We start from the raw sequence: 24,124 nt of genomic DNA, 5'->3' as shown, positions 1-24,124 counted from the left end.
GCGGCTCAGCGCTCGATGCCGCGATGCCGGGTACGCAGCTTGAACGGCATCAACGCACTCTCGATCTTGGTGGCGGTGGTCATCTTCGAGTCGCCGTCGCGCCGTTCCTCGAAGCGGATCGGCACCTCCAGGATGGTGTGCCCGAGCTTCGTGGCGAGGTAGTGCATCTCCACCTGGAAGCTGTAGCCGTTGGACTGCACCCGCTCCAGCCCGATGTCGCGCAGCGCGTCGGCCCGCCAGATCTTGAACCCGGCGGTGAGGTCCCGGATGCGGACCCGCAGCAGCGTGTGCACGTACAGGTTGGCCCAGCCGCTGAGCGCCCGCCGGTAAAGCGGCCAGTTCTCGTCCAGCTCGCCACCGGGCACGTACCGGGAGCCGATCACCACACCCGCCTGGGTGGACAGCAGCGCGCCGAGCATCCCCGGCAGTGCCTCCGGCGGGTGGGACAGGTCGGCGTCCATCTGGGCCACGTACTCGGCCCCGCCGTCGAGGGCCCGGCTGATCCCGTCCACGTACGCCCGGCCGAGACCCTCCTTGCCCGGCCGGTGCACGACCTCGATCCGCTCCGGGTGCTCGATGGCCAGCTTGTCCGCCACCTCGCCGGTGCCGTCCGGGGAGTTGTCGTCCGCGACCAGCACCTTCAGGCCCGGCAACGGCAGGGCGAGCAGGCGCTCGACCAGCAGTGGCAGGTTGCCCGCCTCGTTGTAGGTAGGTACCACGACGGTCAGGCGCGCGTCCCCCCACGGCGTGGGTAACTGGACGGGTTCGATCATGGAGGACATCCTCGGTCTGCGGACAGGCTTCCCCGTGAGCGTAGCCACTTGTCCGTTGCAGGGGGAATCGGCTCCCCCTGCCCAGGTCAGTCCGGTGCCTTCTGCCGACGGGCGATGTCCGCGAGCCGACTCAGCGTCTCCTTGTTGCGCTGGTGCAGCACCAAGTCATTGATCTTGGTGCGCAGCCAGCGCAGCGGGCCGGCGGCGAAGTCCTCGCCGATCAGCACCCGGGTGCTGTTCGGCCCGGTCGGTTCCAGGGTGAAGACCACCACGCCCTCGCCGGCCGGCCAGAGCTTGACCCGCAGCACCAGCTTGCGTTCCGGCTCGCATTCCAACACCTGGGACGAGTCCTCCAGGGAGAAGGGCCAGGGGCCGGCCCGGTGGTGCAGCCGGGTGCCCACCCGGGGCCAGTCGTCGTCGACGTTACGCATGTGCGCCGTGCCGACCACCCAGTCGCTGTAGGTCCACCCGTCCGCCAGCACGGCCCAGACCTGCCGTACCGGTGCCTCGATGATGCGCTCCACGATCGCCACGAACAGGCCGTACCCAGGTGGGTGGCCCGGCTAACGGCCCACGGGTTAGCTTCTCGGGGGCCGTGGGTAAGGCCACCCGCGAGCGGCGGTGCGTCGGTCGGTGCGGGACACCCGTCGGCCACGCCCCGATCGACGTTTACTCCTCGGGGCGCAGGGAACCCGCCGCCCGTGCGACAGGACCGTGGGGAGCCGGATCAGCGCAGGTCAGCCGGGGTGCTGACCGGCGTCGACCGGGCCGGTGCGGTCCTGTTCGACACGGTGCTGCTGGACCGCGACGGCACCCTGGTCGAGGACGTGCCGTACAACGGCGACCCGGACAAGGTGCGCCCGATGCCGGGAGCACGGGCCGCGCTGGACCGGTTGCGCGCGGCCGGTCTGCGGCTCGCCGTGGTCACCAACCAGTCCGGGCTGGCCCGGGGCCTGTTCACCGAGGCGGACCTGGACCGGGTGCACCGTCGCGTCGAGGAACTGCTCGGCCCCTTCGACTCGTGGCAGGTGTGCCCGCACGACGACGGGGACGGCTGTGCCTGCCGTAAACCCGCACCCGGGCTGGTGCACGCCGCCGCCCGGGCGCTCGGCACCGTACCCGCGCGCTGCGTCATGGTCGGCGACATCGGCCGGGACGTCACGGCGGCGCTGGCCGCCGGTGCGGCGGGCATCCTGGTGCCCACCCCGGTCACCCGGCCCGAGGAGGTCGCCGCCGCCGGCTGGCTCGCCGCCGACCTGCCGTCGGCGGTGGACGAGATCCTGCGTCGCCAGCAGGCGCTCCGCCCGACGCCGCCGCCCGCCGCGGGACCGGGGCGCACGGTGCTGGTGGTGCGGTCGGACTCGGTCGGGGACGTGCTGGTCACCGGCCCCGGTATCCGGGCGGTGGCCGCCGGGGCGGACCGGGTGGTGCTGCTCTGCGGCCCGCGCGGCCGGGCCGCCGCCGAACTGCTGCCCGGCGTCGACGAGATCGTGGAGCACCGGCTGCCGTGGATCGACCCCGAGCCCGGACCCGTCGACCCGGCCGGGATGGCCGCGCTGACCGCGCGCCTGGCGGCCGTCGACGCCGACGAGGCGGTCGTCTTCACCTCGTTCCACCAGTCGCCGTTGCCGCTGGCCCTGCTACTGCGGATGGCCGGCGTCCGGCGGATCTCCGCGATCAGCGACGACTACCCGGGCAGCCTGCTGGACGTCCGGCACCGGGTGCCGGCCGGTGTGCCGGAGGCCGAACGCGCGCTGTCGCTGGCCGCCGCCGCCGGGTACGCGCTGCCCGACCACGACGAGCCGCGCCTGCGGTTGCGGCCGCGACTCGCACCGCCGCCGGAGGCCGGCGAGCCGGGATACGTGGTGCTGCACCCCGGTTCGGACGCGCCCGCGCGCGGCTGCCCGCCGGAGCTGGCCGAGCGGATCGCCCGGGAGCTGGCCGCCGCCGGTCACCGGGTGGTGGTCACCGGCGGCCCGCAGGAACGCGAGCTGACCGCCCGGGTCGCCGGCCGGTACGCCCGCGACCTCGGCGGCCGGACCGGGCTCGCCGAGCTGGCCGCCGTGGTGGCCGGTGCCGGCGCGCTGGTGGTCGGCAACACCGGCCCGGCGCACCTGGCCGCCGCCTCCGGGGTGCCGGTGGTCAGCCTGTTCGCCCCCACCGTCCCGTTCGGACAGTGGGGTCCCTGGCGGGTGCCGACGGTACGCCTCGGCGACGCCGCCGCCGGATGCCGCGACACCCGCGCCGCACGCTGCCCGGTGCCCGGTCACCCCTGCCTGAGCGGGATCTCCCCGGGCGCGGTCGTCGACGCGCTCCGGCTGCTCGGCGTACCACCGGACCGGGTGCCCACCCGTCCGACCGTGTCCCGCACGACGGTGTCCACCGGAGGCGGCCGATGAACATCCTGCTCTGGCACGTGCACGGCTCGTGGACCACGTCGTTCGTGCACGGCAAACACCGCTACCTGGTCCCGGCCACCCCGGACCGGGGGCCGTACGGGCTGGGCCGGGCCCGCACGTACACCTGGCCGGAGAGTGCCGCCGAGGTGAGCCCGGAGCAGTTGCGCGACACCGACGTCGACGTGGTCCTCCTGCAACGCCCCGAGGAGTGGGAGCTGGCCCAGCGGTGGCTGGGCCGCCGGCCCGGCCGCGACCTGCCGGCGATCTACGTCGAGCACAACACCCCGAAGGACGGGGACGTGCCGCACAGCCGCCACCCGATGGCCGACCGCGACGACCTGCTCGTCGCCCACGTGACCGCCTTCAACGAGCTGTTCTGGGACACCGGCAGGACCCGGACCACGGTGGTCGACCACGGCATCGTGCCGCCGGTCGTGGAGTACACCGGCGAACTGGACCGGCTGGCCGTGGTGATCAACGAACCGGTACGCCGGTGGCGGGTCACCGGCACCGACCTGCTGCCCCGGTTCGCCGAGATCGCCCCGCTGGACGTCTTCGGCCTGAAGGTGGCCGGGCTCGCCGAGCACCTCGGACTGCCCGCCGACCGCCTCACCAGCCACGACGACGTCCCGCAGCACCGGATGCACGCCGAACTTGCGCGCCGCCGGGCGTACCTGCACCTGTGCCGGTGGACCTCGCTCGGGCTGAGCCTGATCGAGGCGATGAGCATCGGGATGCCGGTGGTGGCGCTGGCCAGCACCGAGGCGGTGATGGCCGTGCCGCCGGACGCCGGTGCCCTGGACACCCGCGTCGAGACGCTGCTGGAGGCCGCCGCCCGGTTCGTCGCCGAGCCGCAGCGGGCCCGGCAGGCGGGGCAGGCGGCCCGGGCCGCCGCCCGCGAACGCTACGGCCTCGACCGTTTCCTCGCCGACTGGGACCGGCTGCTGGAGGAGGAAGTATGCGGATAGCGATGATCTCGGAGCACGCCAGCCCGCTCGCCATCCTGGGCGGGGAGGACGCCGGCGGCCAGAACACGCACGTCGCGGAACTCTCCGCCGCGCTCGCCGCGGCCGGGCACGACGTCCGCGTCTACACCCGGCGGGACGCGGTGGACCTGCCGGTGACCGTGCGCAGCCCGGACGGCTACGACGTGGTGCACGTACCCGCCGGACCGGCCGAGCCGATGGCCAAGGACGCGCTGCTGCCGCACATGCGGACGTTCGGTGCCTGGCTGGTGGAGCGTTGGCGCGGCGACTGGACGCCCGAGGTGGTCCACGCGCACTTCTGGATGAGCGGGCTGGCGGCGGTGCAGGCCGGTCGACAGGTCGGCGTGCCGGTGGTGCAGACGTACCACGCGCTCGGCACGGTCAAGCGCCGCCACCAGGGCGTCCAGGACACCAGCCCGGCCCGGCGGATCGGCTACGAACTGCAACTCGGCCGGTCGGTGGACCGGGTGGTCGCGCAGTGCCGCGACGAGGTCGGCGAACTGGTCCGGATGGGGGTGCCCCGCTCGGCGATGACGGTCGTGCCGTCCGGGGTGAACCTGGGCACGTTCGCCCCGCTCGGCCCGGCCGCCGAACGGGAACCGGGACGCGCCCGGATCCTCACCGTCGGACGGCTGGTGGAACGCAAGGGCTTCCAGACCGTGGTCCGCGCGATGGCGCACGTGCCGGACGCCGAGTGCGTGGTGGTGGGCGGCCCGCCCGCCGGGCTGCTGGAGACCGACCCGTACGCCCGGCGACTGCGCGCGTTGGCCCGGAGTTGCGGAGTGGCCGACCGGGTCCGGCTGGTCGGCGCGGTGCCGAGAGAGGAGATGGGCCGCTGGTACCGGTCGGCGGACATCCTGGTCGCCGCCCCCTGGTACGAGCCGTTCGGCCTGACCCCGCTGGAGGCGATGGCGTGCGGGGTGCCGGTGGTGGCGACCGCCGTGGGCGGGTTGCGGGACACCGTGGTCGACGGGGTGACCGGGGACCTGGTGCCGGCCCGGGACCCGAGGGCGTTGGGCGAGGCGCTGGCCGGGCTGCTCGACGACCGGATCCGCCGGTTCGCGTACGCGGGCGCGGCCCGGGCGCGCGCTCGGCAGCACTACTCGTGGACGGTCACCGCGGAACGTCTCGCCGAGGTCTACGCCGAGGTGGCCGCCGTGCACCGGCCGACCCGGGTGGTGGCCTGATGCCGGGGCGCAACCCGCTGGAGACGCACCTGGCACACCTGGCCGCCGCGCTGGCGCCGTACCGGCGGTGCGAGCCGCTGCTGTCCCGGTGGGGCGCCGCCCTGGCGCAGCACCTGACCGCCGGGGGCAGGTTGCTGGTGGCCGGCAACGGTGGCAGCGCCGCCGAGGCGCAGCACCTCACCGCCGAGCTGGTCGGCAAGCTGCGCGAGGACCGGCAGCCGCTGTCCGCCATCGCCCTGCACGCCGAGACCTCGGCGCTGACCGCGATCGGCAACGACTACGGCTACGACGAGGTTTTCGCCCGGCAGGTCCGCGCGCACGGCCGCCCCGACGACGTCCTGCTGCTGCTCTCCACCAGCGGTGGCAGCACGAACCTGCTGGCCGCCGCGCGGGCGGGTCGCCAGGCCGGGCTGCGGTGCTGGGCGTTCACCGGGCCGGCACCGAATCCGCTCGCGGACGCCGTCCACGAGGCGCTCGCGGTGGACTGCCCGGACTCCCAGGTCGTGCAGGAGCTGCATCTGGTCTCCAGTCACCTGCTCTGCGAGTACGTGGAGCGGGCGATGGTCGAGCAGCCGGCGGTGGCGTACGTGGAGCCGGTGGTGCCGGCGGCGTCGGACGCACCGGCGGCCGGTCCGGTCCGCGCCGGGGTCGAGGTGGTGCTGGACGGTGGGGCCGGCCGACCGGTCGAAGCGTGAGGAGGCAAGCGTGAGGGGACCCGTGGTGGTGGTCGGCGACACCCTGCTCGACCGGGACGTGGAGGGCGTGGTGAACCGGCTCTGTCCGGACTCGCCGGTCCCGGTGCTCGACGAGACCGCGCACGTCGACCGGCCCGGCGGGGCCGGGCTCGCCGCCGTCTTCGCCGCCGCGCAGGGCGCCGAGGTGGTGCTGGTCACCGCGCTCGCCGACGACGCCGGCGGGGCCCGGTTGGGGGTGCTGCTGGCCGCCGCCGGGGTGCAGGTGTACCCGTTGCGGCTGGCCGGGTCCACCCCGGAGAAGATCCGGCTGCGGGCCGGTGGGCGGGTGCTGCTGCGCCACGACCGGGGCGGCGGCGCCGAGACGCCGGGCGAACCCGCCGAGGCGGTCCTGCGCGTCATCGAGCGGGCGTCGGTGGTGCTGGTCAGCGACTACGGCCGGGGGGTGGCGCGGCAGCCCGCGCTGCGGGCGGCCCTGGCGGCGACCCGGGCCCCGGTGGTCTGGGACCCGCATCCGCGCGGACCGGCGGCGGTGCCCGGGGTGCACCTGGTCACGCCGAACGAGTCGGAGGTGCAGGAGCTGGTGGAGGCGCCGGCCGCCGCCACCCGGCTGGCCACCGCCGCCGACGGCGCCGAGCGCCTGCGGCAACGCTGGCGGGCGGGCGCGGTGGCGGTGACGTTGGGTGCCGACGGTGCGTTGCTCAGCCACGCCGGGTCGACGCCGTTGGTGGTGCCGACGCCGGTGGCCGCCGAGGGCGACACCTGCGGCGCGGGGGACCGGTTCGCGGTCGCCGCCGGCCTGGCGCTGGGCCGGGGCGCGCTGCTGTCGGAGGCGGTGCAGGAGGCGGTGACCGAGGCGTCGGCGTACGTGGCGGACGGCGGAGTGGCGACCGCGTTGCCGTTGCCGGTGCGGCGGGCGCCGCAGGCGGTGCACACGGCGGTGGCCGGTGACCGGGTCGGGGTGGCGGCAGCCGCCGCCGCGGTGGCCCGGGTGCGTGCCGCCGGAGGGACGGTGGTGGCGACCGGTGGCTGTTTCGACCTGCTGCACGCCGGTCACGTGGCGACCCTCCAGGCCGCCCGGCAACTCGGCGACTGCCTGGTGGTGTGCCTCAACTCCGACGCCAGCGTCACCGGACTCAAGGGACCGGACCGGCCGGTCGTGCGGCAGGACGACCGAAGTCGCCTGTTGGCGGCGCTGAGCTGCGTGGACGCGGTGATGATCTTCGACGAGTCGACCCCGGCGGCGGCACTGTCCTGGCTGCGCCCGGACATCTGGGTCAAGGGCGGGGACTACGCCACCGGCGGCGGGGACGACGACTGCCTGCCCGAGGCCGAGATCCTGCGCCGCTGGGGCGGTCACACGGTGGTGGTGCCGTACCTGGACGGCCGTTCCACCACCGGGCTGATCGCGGCGACGGCGGCGCGTACCGGCGTGGGGGTGTCCCGATGAGCGCGCCCGGCACCGGACGCACGGTGCTGGTCACCGGCGGGTCCAGCGGGTTGGGCGCGGCGGTGGTGGCCGCGGTGGCCCGCTCCGGCGGGCGGCCCCTGGTGCTGGACCGGCAGGCGCCCGGCGACGGGGTGGCCTGGGCCGAGTGCGACCTGGCCGACACCCGCGCGGCGGAGTCCGCCACCCGGCAGCTCGCCGAGCGCGAGGGCGGGCTCGACGCGGTGGTCACCGCCGCCGGGGTGGACGTGCCCGGCCGACTTTCCGACGTGCCCGGCGAGACCTGGGACCGGATCGTCACGGTGGACCTGCTGGCCACCGCCGCGGTGATCCGGGCCGCGCTGCCGTTCCTGACCGCCGCCCGGGGCAGCGTCGTCACGGTGGCGTCCACGCTCGGGGTCAAGGCGGTCAGCGACGCCACGGCGTACTGCGCGGCGAAGTTCGGCGTGGTCGGGTTCACCCGCGCGCTCGCCGCCGAGCTGGCCGGGTCGGTGAACGTGACGCTGCTGGTGCCGGGCGGCATGCGGACCGCCTTCTTCGACGACCGCGACGCGCAGTACCGGCCGGGGCCGGACGCGATCCTCAACGACCCGGCGCACACCGCCGCCGCCGTGATGTTCGCGCTCTCCCAACCGGCCGGCTGCGCGGTACGCGAGATGGTGGTCTGCGCCGAGCAGGAGACCTCGTACCCGTGATCCTGGTCCTGCGTGCCCTCGGCGTCGGTGACCTCGCCACGGCGGTCCCGGCGTTGCGGGCGCTGCGGACGGCGTACCCGGATCGCGAACTGGTGCTCGCCGCGCCGTCCTGGCTCGGCCCGCTGGTCGAGCTGGTCGGCGGCGTGGACCGGCTGCTGCCCACCGACGGGCTGGACCGGATCGGGACTCCCGACGGGCCGGTGGAGGTGGCGGTGAACCTGCACGGCCGGGGACCGCGCTCGCACCGGCTGCTCGCCACCACCGGCCCGGACCGGCTGTTCGCCTTCGCCGACGCGCGGGCGGAGCACGCCGACGGGCCCGGGTGGGACGACGAGGAGCACGAGGTGGCGCGCTGGTGCCGGCTGCTGAGCTGGTACGGCATCCCCACCGACCGGACCGACCTGGACCTGCTCCGGCCGCTGCCGGGGACCATGCCGACCGGCGTGACGGTGCTGCATCCCGGCTCCAAGGTGCCGGCCAAGCGCTGGCCGTCCGGGCGGTACGCGGCTCTCGCCCGGGACCTGACCGGCCGGGGGCACCGGGTGGTGGTGACCGGCAGCACGGGGGAGCGGGCCACCGCCGTACGGGTCGCGGACGAGGCCGGTCTGCCCGCCGACGCGGTGCTGGCCGGGCGGACCGATCTCGGGCAGCTCGCCGCCCTGGTCGCCGGGGCGCGGCTGGTGGTCAGCGGGGACACCGGCGTGGCGCATCTGGCCACCGGCTACCGCACCCCGTCGGTGGTGATCTTCGGTCCGGTCCCGCCCGCCCGGTGGGGGCCGCCGCCGGAGCGACGACGGCACCGGGTGCTCTGGGTCGGCGCATGCCCGACCCGGGACGGGGTAGGTGGTCACCCGGCGGTCGCCGCCGTCGGGGTCGACGCGGTGCTGGCCGCCGTCGAGGAGGTGGAACGGGTGGTGCGGGCGGACCGTGCGGTTGCGGCGTAGTGATCCGGGTCGGCCGGGATACGGCCGCCGGCGACGCGGTCCGGGCTGGTCGTTCGTCGACCCGCGCGGCGCGCCGGTGCGTGACCCGGACGATCTGACCCGGCTGCGGGCGCTGGTCATCCCGCCGGCCTGGCGGCAGGTGTGGATCGCGCCGCACCCGAACGGGCACATCCAGGCCACCGGGATCGACGCCGCCGGGCGCAAGCAGTACCTCTACCACCCGCTGTGGCGGCAGCGGCAGGACGAGGCGAAGTTCGACCACGTGCTGGAGGTGGCCCGCCGGCTGCCGGTGCTGCGGGAACGGGTCGGCCTCGACCTCACCGGGCGGGGGCTGCGCCGCGAGCGGGTGCTGGCGACCGTGACCCGGCTGCTCGACATGGGCACCTTCCGGGTCGGCAGCGACCAGTACGCGGCCGGGGACGACCCGACCTTCGGCGTGGCCACCCTCCGCCCCGAACACGCCCGGTCCCGCCAGGGCTGCGTGGTCTTCGAGTTCCCGGCCAAGGGCGGCATCGAGCAGGTCCGCCGGGTCTCCGACCCGGAGCTGTGCCGGGTGCTGACCCACCTGCGCCGCCGTCGCCGGGAGGCGGACCGGTTGTTCGGCTACTGGGACGGCCGGCAGTGGCGGGACGTGCGGGCCGACGAGGTCAACGACTACCTGCGCGACGCCAGCGGCGGCGAGATGACCGCAAAGGACTTCCGCACCTGGCACGCCACCGTCCGGGCGGCCACCGAGCTGGCCGTGCTCGGGACGCCGAGGTCGGTGACCGCGCGGCGGCGGGCGGTGGCCGGGGTGATGCGCGAGGTCGCGGAGCTGCTCGGCAACACCCCGACGGTGGCCCGTACGTCCTACGTGGATCCTCGGGTGGTCGACCTGTTCCACGACGGCGTGGTGGTGCCGGTGACCCGGGACACCGGGCGCGAGCAGGCCGAGCGTGCCGTGCTCGACCTGCTGGACCGGTCCTGAGCGGTCACCGGCCGCCCGCCGTACGCGTCTGGATCATCGCCTCGACGCCGTCCAGCACCCGGCCGAGCCCGAAGCGCCACTCGGCGTCGACGTAGTCGTCCTCGTCGTCGCCCTCGGCGATCAGCTCGTGGATCGCCGGGTACGGCCCGTCGGCGGTGAGCCGGGCCAGGTGCCGCCAGTAGTGCAGGCCCACCTGGTCGGGGGTCTGCCCACTGCGGACCGCCGCCTCCATCAGGTCCGCCGTGGTGGTGGCCCAGCTCCGGGCGTACCCGCTGACCAGCATGATGGTGGAGACGCGCTCGGCGCCGCGCAGGCCGGTGCCGGCCAGGGCGGTCAGCCCGTACTCCAGCCAGCGGACCTGGTTGGGGTTGATCGGGGGGCCGCTGATCGGCACGTGTCGGATCCACGGCTGTCGGCGCAACGCGGTCAGGTTCCCCTCGGCCCAGCGGGTCAGCGCGGGGCGCCAGCCCTCGTCCGGACCACGTGGTGGCGGGGGCGGCCCGTACGCCGTGTCGACCATGAGGTCGAGCAGGTCGTGCTTGGTCGGCACGTACCGGTAGAGCGACATCGTGGCCGCGCCCAGCTCGCGGGCGACGCGGCTCATCGACACCGCGCCGAGCCCCTCCGACTGGGCGACCTGGATCCCGGCGGCCACCACCTGTTCCAGGCTGAGGCCACGCTTCGGGCCACGGCTCGGACGCTCGCGCAGCCCCCAGGCGAGCGCGACGTTCTCGGGCAGTTCGACGTCGGGACCGTCGCTCACATGTACCTCCACCGGCCGGGCTTGACCCTCATCGTAACTTCTGCGTATGGTCTACGCAGATAAGCGTACGACATACGCAGAAAGCGGAGAGTGACCCATGACGAACGGACCACCCGCGGTCGAGCTGATCGAGCTGAGGAAGTCCTTCGGCGACCTCGTCGTCCTCGACGGGCTGACCATGCGGGTCCGGGCCGGCGGCGTGCACGCGCTGCTCGGCCAGAACGGGGCCGGCAAGACCACCACCGTGCGGATCCTGGCCACGCTGACCCGGCCCGACGGGGGCAGCGCCCGGGTCGCCGGCCACGACGTGGTGCGCGACCGGCGGCGGGTCCGGCGGACGATCAGCCTCGCCGGCCAGCACGCCGCCCTGGACGACACCCAGACCGGCCTGGAGAACCTGACCATGCTGGCCCGGCTCGCCGGGCTGTCCGGGTCGGCGGCCCGCAAGCGCGCCACCGACCTGCTGGAACGCTTCGCGCTGACCGACGCGGGCGGGCGGCAGGCGATCACCTACTCCGGGGGCATGCGCCGCCGCCTGGACCTCGCCGCCAGCCTGGTCGGGCAGCCGTCGGTGGTCTTCCTGGACGAGCCCACCACCGGCCTGGACGTGCGCAGCCGGCAGGGGCTCTGGGAGGTCGTCGGCGAACTGGCCCGCACCGGGGTGACCGTGCTGCTCACCACGCAGTACCTGGAGGAGGCCGACCGCCTGGCCGACCGGATCACGGTGCTGCACCAGGGCGGGATCGCCGCCGAGGGCACCGCCGACGACCTCAAGAGCCGCTTCGGCGCGCACCGGCTGGAGCTGACCTGGCGTGAGGAGGCCGGAATGCGGGAGGCGGCCGGGCTGCTGGGCGACCGGGTCACCGGCCGGGACCCGGACCGGCTTGCCCTGTCGGTGGCCACCGACGGTAGTGCGCCGCAGGTGCGCGCCCTGCTCGACGAGATCGATCCGGACCGTCACGGGGTGGTCCGGTTCACCGTCCGCGAGGCGACCCTCGACGACGTCTTCCTCACCCTCACCGGCACTCCGGTGCCCACCCGACAGCAGGTGACCCATGTCTGAGCTGGCCGTACGCGGATCGCAGATGGCGGTGATGATCGGCCGCTGCGTCCGGCTGTCGCGCCGCAACGTCGACGCGTTGCTCACCTCGCTGCTGCTGCCGGTGATGCTGATGCTGGTCTTCGTCTACCTCTTCGGCGGGGCGATCGACACCGGCTCGGCGTACGTGACCTATGTGGTGCCCGGCGTGCTGCTGCTCTGCGCCGGGTTCGGTGCGGCGGGCACGGCGGTGAGCGTCACCACGGACATGACCAACGGCATGATCGAGCGACTGCGCACCATGGACGTCGGCGCGACCTCGATCATCGGCGGTCACGTGGTGGCCAGCATCGCGCGCAACACGGTCTCCACCGTGCTGGTGCTGGCCGTCGCGGTGGCCATCGGGTTCCGGCCCGCCGTGGCACCGCTGCGCTGGCTGGCCGCCGCCGGGGTGCTGCTGCTGTTCCTGCTGGCGGTGTCCTGGCTGTCGGCGGCGTTCGGGCTGCTGGCCCGTACCCCCGAGGCGGCCGGCGGGTACACCTTCCTGGTGATGTTCCTGCCCTACCCGAGCAGCGCCTTCGTGCCGGTCGAGACGCTGCCCCGCTGGCTGCGCGGCTTCGCCGAGCACCAGCCCGTCACGCCGGTCATCGAGTCGCTGCGGGGGTTGCTGCTCGACCTGCCGGTCGGCTCGGCGCCGGTCCGCGCGGCGGCGTGGTGCCTGGGTCTGCTGGCGGTCGCGGTGCTGCTCTCGGCGGTGCTGTTCCGCCGCCGGATCGCCTGATCCGCACGAGCGAAAGGGGGCGACGTCCGACGGACGTCGCCCCCTTTCTCGTCGCCGTCGCTCAGTCGTTGAGGACCTGGGCCAGCCGGTCCCGGAAGCGTCGCTCCGAGGGGCTGACCTGGCTGCCCCCGAGCCCGAGGATGCCGCCGCTGGTGGCCGCGCCGACCACCTGGTCGGTGATCTCCACCAGCCAGTGCTGGTACGCGCCGGCCTCGCCCTCGTCCACCTTCTCCGCCAGCAGGGCGGCGGCGGCCTTGGCCCGGCCCAGCACGTCCTCGGCGTACGCGCGCGGGTCCTCCGGCGCGATCACCGGCAACTCCTCGCCGGCCTCCGGGTCGCCCACCCGGGTCACGATCTCCCCGGCCACCGCGGCCACCAGCGGGCTGGCCGACTCCCGACCGGTGGAGATGGTCTCCAGCCCGGCCGCGCTCTCGGCCATCGTCGCCCGGGTGCTGTCGGACTCCGCGGCGCTCGCTGCGGTGAGCACCGCCTGCGGCAGGCCGACCAGCAGCCCCCACTCCTCGTCGGAGAAACCGAAAGCGGTGTACGTCGGCTCTTCGATCACGACCGTGCCTCTCCCGTTCGTCGTCCGGTCCCCGGTCACGCGCCATCCGTGCTGGCCGCGCCTGGTCCGGTATGTCCCCGCCGCCATCGCGGCGGGCTCAGGTTAGTCCAGCGTCAGCAGTCCCTGTTCGGACACCACGCTGACCGACAGCGTCTTGTACCCGACCTCGTCGAAGAGCACCGTCATCCGGTCGTCCTCGTAGCTGAGCACCAGGCCGGCGCCCCACTCCGGGTGCCGTACCTGGCTGTGCACCGGGAACGGACCCACCGCGCCGTCGTCGGCGGTGCTGGTGCCGGCGTGGCAGTTGTCGCAGTGCCCGCAGATCTGGGTCATCTGCTCGCCGAAGTAGGCCAGCAGGGTCTGCCCCCGGCAGGCCGTGGTCTCGGCGAAGGCCCGCATCATGTCGGTCCGCGAACGGGTCAGGTTCTGCTGCCGCTCGGCCTCGGCCACGGCCGCCTCGGCGGCCTCCACCGGAGTCGGCGAGTAGCGCGGCGCGCCGATCCGCTGCCCGGCGCGGGGCTGCGCCGCACCGACCTGCTCCAGCAGGGCCAGGTACTGCCCGAGCTTGCGCGGCCCCAGCCCGGTCACCTCGCGCAGCTCCTTCTTGGTGACCGGCCCCTGACGCAGCAGGGCGGCCAGGTCCCGCAGCTCGGTGGCGTCGGGCAGGCCACCGCTGAAGAAGCGTTGCAGCCCCACGTCCTCGGCCTGCCAGAGCAGCAGCACACGGGCCGGCTGCCCGTCGCGTCCGGCCCGGCCGATCTCCTGGAAGTAGCTGTCCGGCGAGTCGGGCAGCGCCATGTGCACCACCCAGGCGATGTTCGGCTTGTCGATACCCATGCCGAACGCCGACGTGGCCACCATGATCGGCACCTGGTCGGCGAGGAACGCCTCGTGCAGCCGGGCGCGGGCGCTGGCGGACATCCCACCGTGGTAGTACTGCGCCGGGTAGCCGGCGTCGGTGATCCGGGCGGCGAGATCCTCGGCCGCCCGCCGGGTGGGTACGTAGATGATGCCCGGCCGCTCGTCGTCCCGCAGCAGCGCGATCAGCCGTCGCCACCGGTAGTCCTCGGTGGGGCAGTGCGCCACCTCGAAGAAGAGGTTCGGCCGGTCCAGCCCGGACACCACGATCTCGGGCTCGCGCAACCGCAGCCGGGCCACGATGTCGTCGCGTACCGGTGGGGAGGCGGTGGCGGTCAGCGCCACCACCGGTGGCCGTCCGATGCCCTCGATGAGCTGACCGAGCGCCAGGTAGTCCGGACGGAAGTCGTGCCCCCAGGCCGAGATGCAGTGTGCCTCGTCGATCGCGACCAGTGCCGGTTTCAACGCGCGCACCTCGGCCAGGCGCTCCGGGTTGGCCAGTTGCTCCGGGGTGATGAAGAGGAACTCGGCCCGCTCGTCCCGGATCTCGGCGATCGCCTCGGCCTGCTGGGCCGGCGACTCGTCCGAACTGATCCGGACCGCCCGCAACTCCGCCCGCTGCCGCTCGTTGAGCGCGGCGATCTGGTCCTGTTGCAGGGCGAGCAGTGGCGAGATCACCACGGTCGGGCCGGGGATCAGGCTCGCCGGTATCTGATAGATCGCCGACTTGCCGGCGCCGGTGGGCAGCACCACCAACGCGTCGCGCCGCCGCATCACCGCACGCATCGCGGCCAGTTGGTTGGGGCGCAGGGTGGACCAGCCGAACAGGCTGCGCGCCGCGCGGCGCAACGACATCGAGTGCGTGGTGAGCTTCATCGAAGGCCGCAGGTACCCGGCCGGACCAGCGCCGAAACGCAGGTCCGGCCACGAGGGACCGCGAGTTCCGCCACGTCGTCGCTCAGCGCAGTCGGGGCAGTACGTCGCGCTGGTACAGGTCCATCAACCCCTGCCAGTCCGGCCCGGTGTTGGCCACGTAGACCTCGTCGAAGCCGGCCTTCGCGTACGCGTCGATCTTCGCCAGGTGCGCGTCGGCGTCGTTGCCGCAGACGAACGCCTCCCGCATCGCCTCCGGGTCGACCAGTTCGGCGGCCTGCTCGAAGTGCCGGGGCGAGGGCAGCACCTGCAACAGCTCACCGGGGATCGCCTCGGTCGGCCAGCGTTCGTACGCCAGCCGCATGCCCTCCTCCACGGTCGGCGCGTACGCCGCCTTGAAACCGGCCTGGCACGGCTTGTCGCCACCGCCGTTGTCCCGGAACCGGCCCACCAGCTCGGCGTCGGGCATGGTGTTGACGAAGCCGTCGCCGATACGGGCGGCGATATCCACCGCCTTGGGGCCGAAGGCGGAGACGTAGATCGGCGGGGGCGTCTCGGGCAGCGTGTAGATCTGGGCGTGCTCCACCCGGTAGTGCTTGCCGTAGTGGTTGACGAAGCCGCCGTCCCACAGCTTCCGCATCACCTCGACCGCCTCCTCCAGCATCTCCAGCCGGACGCCGGCCTGCGGCCAGTGGTCGCCGAGGATGTGTTCGTTGAGCGCCTCGCCGGAGCCCACCCCGAGCACGAACCGCCCGGAGTGCAGCACCGCGCTGGTCGCCGCCGCCTGGGCCAGCACCGCCGGGTGGATACGCACGGTGGGGCAGGTCACCGCCGTGGTGACCGGCAGGCGGCAGGTCTGGCTCAACGCGCCGATCATGGACCAGACGAACGGGGCCTGGCCCTGCGCGTCCGTCCAGGGGTGATAGTGGTCGGAGATCCAGAGCGACTGGAAGCCGGCGCGCTCGGCGGCCTGCGCCTGCGCCAGCAACTGCTCTGGCGGGTACTCCTCAGTGGACAGGAAGTAGCCGATCTTCATGGGTGCCCCCTCGCCGTGATGGTGTCCAAGGTCAGGCGGTACCCCGGCGGGGGCGGGTCACACCCGGTCGCGACGTCAGCGCCGGAACATCGCCCGGATGGCCACGAGCAGCAGCAGGCCGCCCACCACCAGGCCGAGCAGGCGTACGCCGGGGATGTCGGCCGGGCTCGTCGCGTCGGCGAGCAACAGCAGCGGGTCCATCTCCGCACTCTGCTGGCAGAGCGCTCCCAAGGCAACTGTAAGGTTTATTGACTATTCGGTGGCGCGGTGTGACCATTGCTGCACCGCCGGGTGGCGGGGGGAGTCCGCGGCGGAGGATGACGGGGGTACGCGACCGCATGAGCGAGCGTCAGCGAGCGAATCTTCAACGCAGTGCGGTGGTGCCTCATGGCGGCCCGGAGCGCAGCGGAGGGCGGGCATGAGCGAGCGTCAGCGAGCGAATCATCGGTGCAGTGCGGTGGTGCCTCATGGCGGCCCGGAGCGCAGCGGAGGGCGGGCATGAGCGAGCGTCAGCGAGCGAATCTTCAGCGAGCGAACGGGGATCTGGCGGCGTTGGCGGCCGCGGTCCTGCAGCCCGGGTTCGTCGGCACCGTACCGCCCGCGTGGGTCTGCCGCTGGCTCGGCGACGGCCTCGGCGCGGTGGTGTTGTTCAGCCGCAACGTCGTGGACCCGGAGCAGGTGGCGGCGCTCACCGCCGGGCTGCGCGCGGAACGGCCGGACGTGATCGTGGCGATCGACGAGGAGGCGGGCGACGTCACCCGCATCGAGTCGGGTCGGGGCAGCACCCGGCCGGGCAACTTCGCCCTCGGCGTGGTGGACGACCCGGCCCTCACCGAGGAGGTCGCCCGCGACCTGGGCGTCGAACTCGCCGCGCTGGGCGTGACCCTGGACTACGCGCCGGACGCCGACGTGAACTCCAATCCGGACAACCCGGTGATCGGTGTCCGCTCGTTCGGTGCCGATCCGTCGGTGGTGGCCCGGCACACCACCGCCTGGGTACGCGGCCTCCAGTCCGGCGGCGTGGCCGCCTGTGCCAAGCACTTCCCGGGGCACGGCGACACCCGGGTGGACTCGCATCACGACCTGCCCCGGATCACCGGCGACCGGGATCGGCTGGACGCCGTCGAGCTGGCCCCGTTCCGGGCTGCGGTCGAGGCGGGCGTGCAGGCGGTGATGACCGGGCACCTGCTGGTGCCGGCGCTGGATCCGGAGCTGCCGGCGACGCTGAGCACCCGGATCCTGAGCGGTGTGCTGCGGGAGGAGATGGGCTTCAACGGCGTGGTGGTGACCGACGCCGTGGAGATGGAGGCGGTCGCCGGCCGGTACGGCTTCGCCGGTGCGGCGGTGCGGGCGCTGGCCGCCGGGGCGGACGCGATCTGTGTCGGCGGCGAGCACGCCGACGAGGAGACCGCCCGGCACCTGCGCGACGCCATCGTGGACGCGGTCGTGGCCGGGGAGTTGCCGGAGGAGCGGCTGGCCGAGGCGGCGAAACGGGTCGGCCAACTCGCGGCGTGGACGGTGGCCGCCCGTACGGCCGGTGGGCGTACCCCGGTGACGACCGGCGGTTCGGGCGTCGGGCTGGTCGCCGCGCGGCGGGCGATCCGGGTCACCCGGGCCGACGGAGGCGCGGAGCTGCCGTTGGCCGGGCCGGCGCACGTGGTGGAGTTCCACCCGCCGCACAACATCGCGATCGGGGCGGAGACCCCGTGGGGAGTGGCCGCGCCGTTGACCGCGCTGGTGCCGGGCACCACCAGCGCCCGCTACGCGCGGGGCGAGGTGCCCACCGACCCGGCGCTGGGCGCCGTCGGCCGACCGCTCGTGCTGGTGGTGCGCGATCTGCACCGGCACGACTGGATGCGGAGCGCCGTCGACCGGGTGCTGGCGGACCGGCCCGACGCCGTGGTGGTGGAGTTGGGCGTGCCCGCACTGGTCACCGGCACGGTGCACGTCGCCACGCACGGCGCGACCCGGGCCGCCGGCCGGGCCGTGGCCGAGCTGCTGGCGGGTACCGCCGTCACGTCGGGCTGGTGACCAGGTCCGCGTACTCGGGGTGGCGCTCGATGTAGGCGTGCATGAACGGACACTGCGGGACCACCCGCTGCCCCTGGGCGCGGACCTGGTCCAGGGTGCCGCGCATCAGTGCGCCACCGACGCCCCTGTTCTGGAAGGCCGGGTCCACCTCGGTGTGCGTGAACACCAGCGCCTCGCCCCGGGGCAGGTACGCGGTGAACCCGGCCAGCGCGTCGTCGACCAGGATCTCGTAGCGGTGTTTGGCGGCGTTCTCCTCGACCAGCATGCTCACCGGCCCATTCTCCACCGCCGGTTCGGCACGCCGGGGCCGTTCGCCTTCGTCTCGTACGCTGAGGCGGTGACGAACCGATCGCCCGCCGGCCGCAGCCGGCGCACCCTCGCCTGGAGGGTCCCCACCCGTAAGTCGGCCGGTCTGTTGGCCGGGCTCGCGCTCGGTGCCGCCCTGCTGATGGGATGCAGCTCCGAAGGCGCCCGCACCGACTGCGGGCTGGACGCCTGCACAGTGACCTTCGACCGGGGGGTGGACGCGCGTGCCAACATCCTCGGCGTCGAGGCGCGGCTCGTCGAGGCCCAGGACGACGTGGTGACCATCGAGGTCGCCGGTGAGCAACTGTCGCTGACCGTCGGGCAGCAGGCCGCCGACGTCGGCGGCATGGCGGTCACCCTGGACAGCGTCACCGATGCCGAGGTCAAGGTACGCATTTCGCGCAATTCCGGCTGACGCCGACAACTGCCTGATCCGGCCGTCCAGCCGTCGCTTTCCGGCGACGGCTGGACACGTTTGGAAATCTTCGCGTCCGGAGATTGATGGCCCATGTCTCTCACCCGGAACGCCGAAGCCACCGCCGCCCGAACGGCAGACAGCCGGTGGCTGGAACTCCTCGCCCGGGCCGGTTTCATCGGCTACGGGATCGTGCACCTGTTGTTCGGTTGGTTGGCGTTGCAGATCGCATTCGGCAACTCCTCCGACGACGGTGACCAGTCCGGCGCGCTGCGGACACTCGCCGCGCAGCCGATGGGCACGTTCGTGGTCATCGCCATCGCCGTCGGCATGGTCGCCATGGCGATCTGGCAGGCTCTCGAAGCCGCCGTCGGGCACCAGACCGAGAGCGGCAACGACCGGATCAAGGAGCGGGTCTTCTCCGCAGCCCGCGCGGTCATCTACCTCTGGCTGGCGTGGACGGCCTGGAAGGTCTTCTCCAACGCCAACTCCGACAGCGCCTCCCAGCAGGAGGAGATGACCGCCCGGCTGATGGAGTCGACCGGCGGTCGGTGGCTGGTCGGTCTCGCCGGCCTGGTCCTCATCGGCGTCGGCGTCGGCATGTTCATCTACGGCGTCAAGAAGAAGTTCATAAAGCGGCTGAAGACCGGCGAGATGAACGCCCGGACCACCCAGCTCGCCCGGCGGCTCGGCATGGCCGGCTACACCGCCCGGGGCAGTGCGTTCGCGGTGACCGGCTTCCTGGTCGTGCTGGCCGCGGTGAACTACGACCCGGAGAAGGCCCGGGGCCTGGACGCCGCCCTGCGGACGCTGCGGGACCAGGCATTCGGCACCATCCTGCTGTCGCTGGTCGGGCTGGGCATCGCCGCCTTCGGCCTCTACTGCTTCCTCCAGGCCCGCTACCGCAAGGTCTGATCCGCCACCTCCGCCACCTCCGTCACCGGCCACCGCAGCGGCGTTGCGGTGGCCGGTGACGGCGTTCTGGGGCAAACTTGCCCCTTTGCGTGGATCTTGTTGTCGGTCCGGAAGGAGAATCACACGTGCACAGCTACCTCGTGACGGTCGTCGCCGCGCTCGCCGCGGCGGCGATCGCCGTTGCCGTGGTCGAGGTGGTGCATCGCTCGATTCGGCGGTGGGGCCACCGGTCCCGACTGCTGATGGAGTTGACCGAGCACGCCCACCGCTCGTTCCAGATCGCCGCCACCGTGCTCGCCGTGCAGTTCGCCGTCCGGTTCAGCACCGGCTACGCGGTCGGCACCGGGTGGCGGCAGGCGCTGCTGCACATGCTGGTGCTCGCGGTCATCGCGGCCACCGCCTGGCTGGTCACCTCATTGCTGGTGGTGGTGGAGGACACCGCGCTGGCCCGGTTCCGGGTGGACGTGCCGGACAACCGGCACGCCCGTCGGGTACGCACCCAGGTCGTCATGCTGCGCCGGGTGACCATCGTGGTGATCGTGGTGCTCACCGTCGGCGTGATGCTGATGACGTTCCCGGCGGTGCGCGGCATCGGTGCCGGTGTGCTGACCAGCGCCGGTGTGGTCGGTATCGTCGCCGCGCTGGCCGCGCAGAGCCTGCTCGGCAACGTCTTCGCCGGGCTGCAACTCGCCTTCAGCGACGCGGTCCGTCTGGACGACGTGGTCGTGGTCGAGGGGGAGTGGGGCCGGATCGAGGAGTTGACCCTCAGCTACGTGGTGGTGCAGATCTGGGACGACCGCCGGTTGATCCTGCCCACCTCCTACTTCACCAGCACCCCGTTCCAGAACTGGACGCGTACCGAGGCGGCGGTGCTCGGCACCGCGGAGTTCGACGTCGACTGGTCGCTGCCGGTGCAGGCGATGCGGGAGGAGTTGCGTCGCCTGGTCGAGGGCACCGACCTGTGGGACGGCCGGGTCTGCGTACTCCAGGTGACCGACGCGACCGGCGGCATGGTCAAGCTGCGGGCGCTGGTGAGCGCCGCCAGCGCCGGCGCGTTGTGGGACCTGCGCTGCCTGGTCCGCGAGCACATGGTGGCGTGGGTACGCGACCAGCGGCCCACCGCGCTGCCACGGCTGCGTGCCGAGGTCGGCGACGGTACCGCCTCGCTGCCCTGGCAGTGGGTGCACCCCAAGCGCCGGACCCGACGGTTCGAGGACGGGGAGGTCCCCGACGACGCCCGCCTCTTCGGCGGCAGCGACGACGGCGACGCGCGCAGCGAGGCCTTCGTCGGCCCCGACGAACCCGTCGAGGCGCGGCGCTGACCCCGGATGCGTGTCGATGAGGGCCGGTGGGCGGTGTGGTCTCCCACCGGCCCTCATCGGGTGAGGACGCCCGAACGGGGCGGGCCGGACAGGTTTGACGGAAGGTTTCCCGGGGACCTCGTGCGGGACGCCCTGCTCCTTCTTCGCACGCAGGATTGGCGGGCGACTACTTCGGGCATACAGCGCGGTGACGACGAGAGGGGGACAGCATGGCTGACGTGGCGAACGTCCGTACATCCCACAACGGAAGCGAGCCCTCCACCGCCGAGCTGGTCCAGCGGGCGACGGAGCAGGTGTCTCGCCTGGTCCGGGACGAGCTCGCGCTGGCCCGCGCGGAGCTGACAGAGAAGGGCAAGCACGCCGGTATCGGCGTCGGCCTGCTGGCCGGCGGCGGCGCACTGGCCTTCCTGGGCCTCGGCGCGCTGGTCACCGCCGCGATCCTGCTGCTGGCCCTGGTGCTACCGGCGTGGGCGGCCGCGCTGATCGTGGCGGCGGTCGTCTTCCTGATCGCCGGCGTCCTCGCGCTGCTGGGCAAGAAGCAGGTCAGCCAGGCGGTCCCGCCGGTGCCGCAGGCGACCGTGCAGAGCCTGCGGGCCGACGTCGACGTGGTCAGCGCGGCGGTGAAGGACAGGGGACGGGCATGACACACAACGGGACGCGCAACGGGCACGGCAACGGGACCGGCGACACCGACGCGCTGCGGGCGGAGATCCGGCGGACCCGGGTCGAGCTGGGCGAGACGGTGGAGGCGCTGGCCGCCAAGGCCGACGTCAAGAAGCGCTTGAAGTCCTCGGCGGACCAGGCCCGCGAGCGGGTCCGGGAGCAGGCGGCGCTGACCGTCGCCCGGGTCCGTGGTCAGGCGGCCCTGACCCATCCGCCGGTGCGGGGGCGGCACGGGCCGGCGCCGTTCGTCGCCCTCGCGGCGGGCGCGATCGTCACCGCCGTGGTGCTGATGATCATTCGAGGGAGGCGTGGGTGAGCAAGGGGTTGAGCAAGGTCGCCTACCGGCCGGTGGGCATCCTGGCCGGTATCGCCGCCGGTGCGATCGCGGGTGCCGTCTTCCGCCAGGTGTGGAAGTTGACCGCCGGCGACGGTGAGGCGCCCGATCCCGTCGACGAGGACCGCCGCTGGGGCGAGATCCTCGCGGCGGCGGCGTTGCAGGGCGCCATCTTCTCGGTCGTCCGGGCTGCCGTGGACCGTGGCGGCGCGGTGGGCGTACGCCGGTTGACCGGCCGCTGGCCCGACTAGCACGTGACGGCGTCCGGACTGCGGTCCGGGCTGTTCGGCCCCCTTGTCCGTACCCGGTCAAGGGGGCCTTTTGCCTTACCTCGCGGATGCCGCACAGCGGATCTTTCGCATCCGTCAGGTCACATGTCGGAGAATTTCGTCGGGTAGGCTGTGCAGAGTTTTTGCGTACGTGGTTTGCTGTTCCACGCTGTTGAGAGATGGCGTGGGTTGAGAGAAGTCTCCTTCGTTGGGGGCCGCCTCAGGCGCCGCTGCTCGAAAACGGCCAACCGGCCGCACGGCGTGCTCGGCCGCCAGTTTTAGAAGGAGATACACATGGCGCAGGGAACCGTGAAGTGGTTCAACGCTGACAAGGGCTTCGGCTTCATCACCGTCGACGGCGGGGGTGCTGACGTGTTCGTCCACTTCTCGGCCATCCAGTCCAGCGGCTACCGGTCGCTGGAGGAGAACCAGCGGGTGGAGTTCGAGATCGCCCAGGGCCAGAAGGGTCCGCAGGCCGAGCAGGTCCGCCCCCTCTGACACACCGGTCGGCGACCGCCGCCCGCCAGATGGCGAGGCAGTCCCCGCCCAGGTGCAAAAGCCCCGCGTTCCGTACGGACCGCGGGGCTTTCCGCATCCCTCGGTCAGCGTCGCGTCCGGGCCCGCATGCCCAACCAGAGCAGCACCGCACCGACGAGGGCCAGCAGTGGACCGAGTGCGGCCCAGATCCGCTGACCGGTCATCAGGCTGTCCTCGACGTACCCGAGGCCCTGCACCGTCCAGACCGCTCCGATCACCACGGCCAGCAGGCCGCTGGTGAGCCGGAACCAGCCGCTCATCCGGTCCGGCGGAGCCGGGCTCTGCTCCGCCGGGGCGCTGGTGCCTCCGGCCGTCTCCCCGGTCACCATCGCTGGTGCACCTGGGGACGGATCAGTTCGTCGTAGACGGCGGCCACCGCTGCCTGTTCCTCCGTGGACAGTGGCCGCTGACCGGCCACTGCGGCGTTGCCACGGGCCTGTGCCGCGTCGCGGGCGCCGGGGATGACCACGGTGACCCCGGGCTGGTCGAGCACCCACCGCAGGGCGAACTGGGCCATCGTCCGGTCGTCGCCGACCAGCGGGGCGAGCCGGCGTACCGCCTCCAGCCCCAGCGTGTAGTCGACGCCGGAGAACGTCTCGCCGACGTCGAACGCCTCCCCGTGCCGGTTGAAGGAACGGTGGTCGTCGGCGGCGAAGGTGGTCTGCTCGTCGTACCGGCCGGAGAGCAGTCCGCTGGCCAGCGGTACGCGGGCGATGATGCCCACCCCGGCGGCCGAGGCGGCCGGCAGCACCCGCTCCAGCGGCTTGTGGCGCAGCGCGTTCAGGATGATCTGGACGCTGGCCACCCCGGGCCGCGCGATCGCGGTGAGCGCCTCGTCGCAGGTCTCCACGCTGACGCCGTACGCGGCGATGCGCTTTTCGGCGACGAGGGTGTCGAGGGCGTCGAAGACCGCGTCGGTGGCGAACACCGGCGTCGGCGGGCAGTGCAACTGCACCAGGTCCAGCGTGTCCACGCCGAGGTTGGCCCGCGAACGATCCGTCCACTGACGGAAATTGTCCAGAATGTACGCCTCGGGGGTCTGTGTCACCCGACGCCCCATCTTGGTGGCCACCGTCAGCCCGGCGTCCGGGTGGGCCGCCAGGTACCGCCCGATGAACTGCTCGCTGCGGCCGTCGCCGTAGACGTCGGCGGTGTCCAGGAAGGTGATGCCGGCGTCGACCGCGGCGTCCAGCACCGCCATGGCGTCGTCCTCGGTGACCGTGCCCCAGTCGGCGCCGAGCTGCCAGGCGCCGAGCCCGACCACGCCGACCTGTCGGTCCATGCGGGGGAAGGTGCGTTGCTCCATGCGACCGAGCCTAGTGACACC

At 73.4% G+C, this 24,124-nt stretch carries 28 protein-coding genes; 18 read left to right on the top strand and 10 right to left on the bottom strand.

What is annotated here, in order from left to right:
* Positions 1-5: 5 nt before the first annotated feature.
* Both ACWDVW_RS25510 and ACWDVW_RS25505 read right to left on the bottom strand, forming a co-directional pair.
* A complete protein-coding gene (locus tag ACWDVW_RS25510) occupies positions 6-773 on the bottom strand; it encodes a polyprenol monophosphomannose synthase (RefSeq protein ID WP_350695142.1) in 768 nt (255 codons plus the stop codon).
* Between the two features lie 86 nt (positions 774-859).
* On the bottom strand, positions 860-1,306 hold the full coding sequence (locus ACWDVW_RS25505; protein WP_449953493.1) for an SRPBCC family protein: 447 nt from the start codon (positions 1,304-1,306) through the stop codon (positions 860-862).
* Positions 1,307-1,474: 168 nt separating this feature from the next.
* Between ACWDVW_RS25505 and ACWDVW_RS25500 the strand changes: the two genes are divergently transcribed.
* Genes ACWDVW_RS25500 through ACWDVW_RS25465 form a run of 8 tightly spaced genes read left to right on the top strand, consistent with a single transcriptional unit; the run spans position 1,475 to position 10,090 of the window.
* Positions 1,475-3,172 (top strand): HAD-IIIA family hydrolase, encoded by a 1,698-nt coding sequence (locus ACWDVW_RS25500; protein ID WP_449953491.1) that lies wholly within the window; start codon positions 1,475-1,477, stop codon positions 3,170-3,172.
* Positions 3,169-4,140 (top strand): glycosyltransferase family protein, encoded by a 972-nt coding sequence (locus ACWDVW_RS25495; RefSeq protein WP_449953488.1) that lies wholly within the window; start codon positions 3,169-3,171, stop codon positions 4,138-4,140. Before ACWDVW_RS25500 ends, ACWDVW_RS25495 begins: the two co-directional genes overlap by 4 nt.
* A complete protein-coding gene (locus ACWDVW_RS25490) occupies positions 4,131-5,345 on the top strand; it encodes a glycosyltransferase (RefSeq protein ID WP_449953485.1) in 1,215 nt (404 codons plus the stop codon). The genes ACWDVW_RS25495 and ACWDVW_RS25490 overlap by 10 nt, the downstream gene beginning before the upstream one ends.
* Positions 5,345-6,040 carry a D-sedoheptulose-7-phosphate isomerase gene (locus ACWDVW_RS25485; protein WP_449953482.1) on the top strand — a complete coding sequence of 232 codons (696 nt, stop codon included), beginning with the start codon at positions 5,345-5,347 and terminating at the stop codon, positions 6,038-6,040. The genes ACWDVW_RS25490 and ACWDVW_RS25485 overlap by 1 nt, the downstream gene beginning before the upstream one ends.
* A 10-nt stretch (positions 6,041-6,050) precedes the next feature.
* A complete protein-coding gene (locus ACWDVW_RS25480; protein WP_449953480.1) occupies positions 6,051-7,487 on the top strand; it encodes a PfkB family carbohydrate kinase in 1,437 nt (478 codons plus the stop codon).
* Positions 7,484-8,179 carry an SDR family oxidoreductase gene (locus tag ACWDVW_RS25475; protein WP_449953477.1) on the top strand — a complete coding sequence of 232 codons (696 nt, stop codon included), beginning with the start codon at positions 7,484-7,486 and terminating at the stop codon, positions 8,177-8,179. Before ACWDVW_RS25480 ends, ACWDVW_RS25475 begins: the two co-directional genes overlap by 4 nt.
* The gene (locus ACWDVW_RS25470; RefSeq protein ID WP_449953475.1) at positions 8,176-9,123 is read left to right on the top strand and encodes a glycosyltransferase family 9 protein; all 948 of its coding nucleotides are present in this window, start codon (positions 8,176-8,178) and stop codon (positions 9,121-9,123) included. The genes ACWDVW_RS25475 and ACWDVW_RS25470 overlap by 4 nt, the downstream gene beginning before the upstream one ends.
* Positions 9,107-10,090 carry a DNA topoisomerase IB gene (locus ACWDVW_RS25465; RefSeq protein WP_449953472.1) on the top strand — a complete coding sequence of 328 codons (984 nt, stop codon included), beginning with the start codon at positions 9,107-9,109 and terminating at the stop codon, positions 10,088-10,090. The genes ACWDVW_RS25470 and ACWDVW_RS25465 overlap by 17 nt, the downstream gene beginning before the upstream one ends.
* Positions 10,091-10,094: 4 nt before the next feature.
* Here the strand turns inward: ACWDVW_RS25465 and ACWDVW_RS25460 are convergent, their stop codons facing one another.
* Positions 10,095-10,853, bottom strand: a complete 759-nt coding sequence (locus ACWDVW_RS25460; RefSeq protein ID WP_449953470.1) for a TetR/AcrR family transcriptional regulator — start codon at positions 10,851-10,853, stop codon at positions 10,095-10,097.
* 97 nt (positions 10,854-10,950) lie between these two features.
* Between ACWDVW_RS25460 and ACWDVW_RS25455 the strand changes: the two genes are divergently transcribed.
* Positions 10,951-11,916, top strand: a complete 966-nt coding sequence (locus ACWDVW_RS25455) for an ATP-binding cassette domain-containing protein (RefSeq protein WP_449953468.1) — start codon at positions 10,951-10,953, stop codon at positions 11,914-11,916.
* Positions 11,909-12,673 carry an ABC transporter permease gene (locus ACWDVW_RS25450; RefSeq protein WP_449953466.1) on the top strand — a complete coding sequence of 255 codons (765 nt, stop codon included), beginning with the start codon at positions 11,909-11,911 and terminating at the stop codon, positions 12,671-12,673. The genes ACWDVW_RS25455 and ACWDVW_RS25450 overlap by 8 nt, the downstream gene beginning before the upstream one ends.
* 61 nt (positions 12,674-12,734) lie before the next feature.
* Here ACWDVW_RS25450 and ACWDVW_RS25445 read toward each other — a convergent pair whose 3' ends face one another.
* The 4 genes from ACWDVW_RS25445 to ACWDVW_RS25430 form a co-directional block, all read right to left on the bottom strand.
* Complete coding sequence (locus ACWDVW_RS25445; protein WP_396746650.1) at positions 12,735-13,238, bottom strand: hypothetical protein; 504 nt, start codon at positions 13,236-13,238, stop codon at positions 12,735-12,737.
* 102 nt (positions 13,239-13,340) lie between these two features.
* A complete protein-coding gene (locus tag ACWDVW_RS25440) occupies positions 13,341-14,972 on the bottom strand; it encodes a RecQ family ATP-dependent DNA helicase (RefSeq protein WP_449953463.1) in 1,632 nt (543 codons plus the stop codon).
* Between the two features lie 82 nt (positions 14,973-15,054).
* Positions 15,055-16,005 (bottom strand): TIGR03557 family F420-dependent LLM class oxidoreductase, encoded by a 951-nt coding sequence (locus ACWDVW_RS25435; protein WP_449953460.1) that lies wholly within the window; start codon positions 16,003-16,005, stop codon positions 15,055-15,057.
* A 75-nt stretch (positions 16,006-16,080) separates the two neighbouring features.
* Positions 16,081-16,206, bottom strand: coding sequence for a hypothetical protein (locus ACWDVW_RS25430; RefSeq protein WP_350695121.1), 126 nt, complete (start codon positions 16,204-16,206; stop codon positions 16,081-16,083).
* Between the two features lie 297 nt (positions 16,207-16,503).
* Here ACWDVW_RS25430 and ACWDVW_RS25425 point away from each other — a divergent pair, with 297 nt between their 5' ends.
* Complete coding sequence (locus ACWDVW_RS25425; protein ID WP_449953458.1) at positions 16,504-18,036, top strand: glycoside hydrolase family 3 protein; 1,533 nt, start codon at positions 16,504-16,506, stop codon at positions 18,034-18,036.
* Here the strand turns inward: ACWDVW_RS25425 and ACWDVW_RS25420 are convergent.
* On the bottom strand, positions 18,020-18,301 hold the full coding sequence (locus ACWDVW_RS25420) for a GNAT family N-acetyltransferase (RefSeq protein WP_350695586.1): 282 nt from the start codon (positions 18,299-18,301) through the stop codon (positions 18,020-18,022). The two genes, ACWDVW_RS25425 and ACWDVW_RS25420, sit on opposite strands and share 17 nt — an antisense overlap.
* 72 nt (positions 18,302-18,373) lie before the next feature.
* On the opposite strand from ACWDVW_RS25420, the gene ACWDVW_RS25415 reads away from it, so the two are divergent.
* The 7 genes from ACWDVW_RS25415 (at position 18,374) to ACWDVW_RS25385 (ending at position 22,758) form a co-directional block, all read left to right on the top strand.
* The gene (locus tag ACWDVW_RS25415; RefSeq protein ID WP_449953455.1) at positions 18,374-18,757 is read left to right on the top strand and encodes a hypothetical protein; all 384 of its coding nucleotides are present in this window, start codon (positions 18,374-18,376) and stop codon (positions 18,755-18,757) included.
* Between the two features lie 93 nt (positions 18,758-18,850).
* Entirely contained in the window at positions 18,851-19,672 is an 822-nt protein-coding gene (locus ACWDVW_RS25410; RefSeq protein ID WP_449953452.1) for a DUF1206 domain-containing protein, read from the top strand.
* 125 nt (positions 19,673-19,797) lie between these two features.
* Entirely contained in the window at positions 19,798-20,994 is a 1,197-nt protein-coding gene (locus ACWDVW_RS25405) for a mechanosensitive ion channel family protein (protein WP_449953449.1), read from the top strand.
* Positions 20,995-21,203: 209 nt separating this feature from the next.
* Entirely contained in the window at positions 21,204-21,638 is a 435-nt protein-coding gene (locus ACWDVW_RS25400) for a phage holin family protein (protein WP_350695113.1), read from the top strand.
* A complete protein-coding gene (locus tag ACWDVW_RS25395) occupies positions 21,635-21,973 on the top strand; it encodes a DUF3618 domain-containing protein (RefSeq protein WP_350695112.1) in 339 nt (112 codons plus the stop codon). The genes ACWDVW_RS25400 and ACWDVW_RS25395 overlap by 4 nt, the downstream gene beginning before the upstream one ends.
* Entirely contained in the window at positions 21,970-22,242 is a 273-nt protein-coding gene (locus tag ACWDVW_RS25390; RefSeq protein ID WP_449953445.1) for a DUF4235 domain-containing protein, read from the top strand. The genes ACWDVW_RS25395 and ACWDVW_RS25390 overlap by 4 nt, the downstream gene beginning before the upstream one ends.
* 312 nt (positions 22,243-22,554) lie before the next feature.
* Complete coding sequence (locus ACWDVW_RS25385; RefSeq protein WP_067306996.1) at positions 22,555-22,758, top strand: cold-shock protein; 204 nt, start codon at positions 22,555-22,557, stop codon at positions 22,756-22,758.
* A 104-nt stretch (positions 22,759-22,862) separates the two neighbouring features.
* Here the strand turns inward: ACWDVW_RS25385 and ACWDVW_RS25380 are convergent, their stop codons facing one another.
* Positions 22,863-23,057 carry a hypothetical protein gene (locus ACWDVW_RS25380; RefSeq protein WP_350695584.1) on the bottom strand — a complete coding sequence of 65 codons (195 nt, stop codon included), beginning with the start codon at positions 23,055-23,057 and terminating at the stop codon, positions 22,863-22,865.
* Positions 23,058-23,119: 62 nt separating this feature from the next.
* Positions 23,120-24,103 (bottom strand): aldo/keto reductase, encoded by a 984-nt coding sequence (locus ACWDVW_RS25375; RefSeq protein WP_449953440.1) that lies wholly within the window; start codon positions 24,101-24,103, stop codon positions 23,120-23,122.
* Positions 24,104-24,124 lie beyond the last annotated feature (21 nt).

The sequence above is a fragment of the Micromonospora sp. NPDC003241 genome, assembly GCF_053589795.1.
Note: the sequence above shows the minus strand (reverse complement) of the source record. Positions and strands in the feature narration are given on the sequence as shown.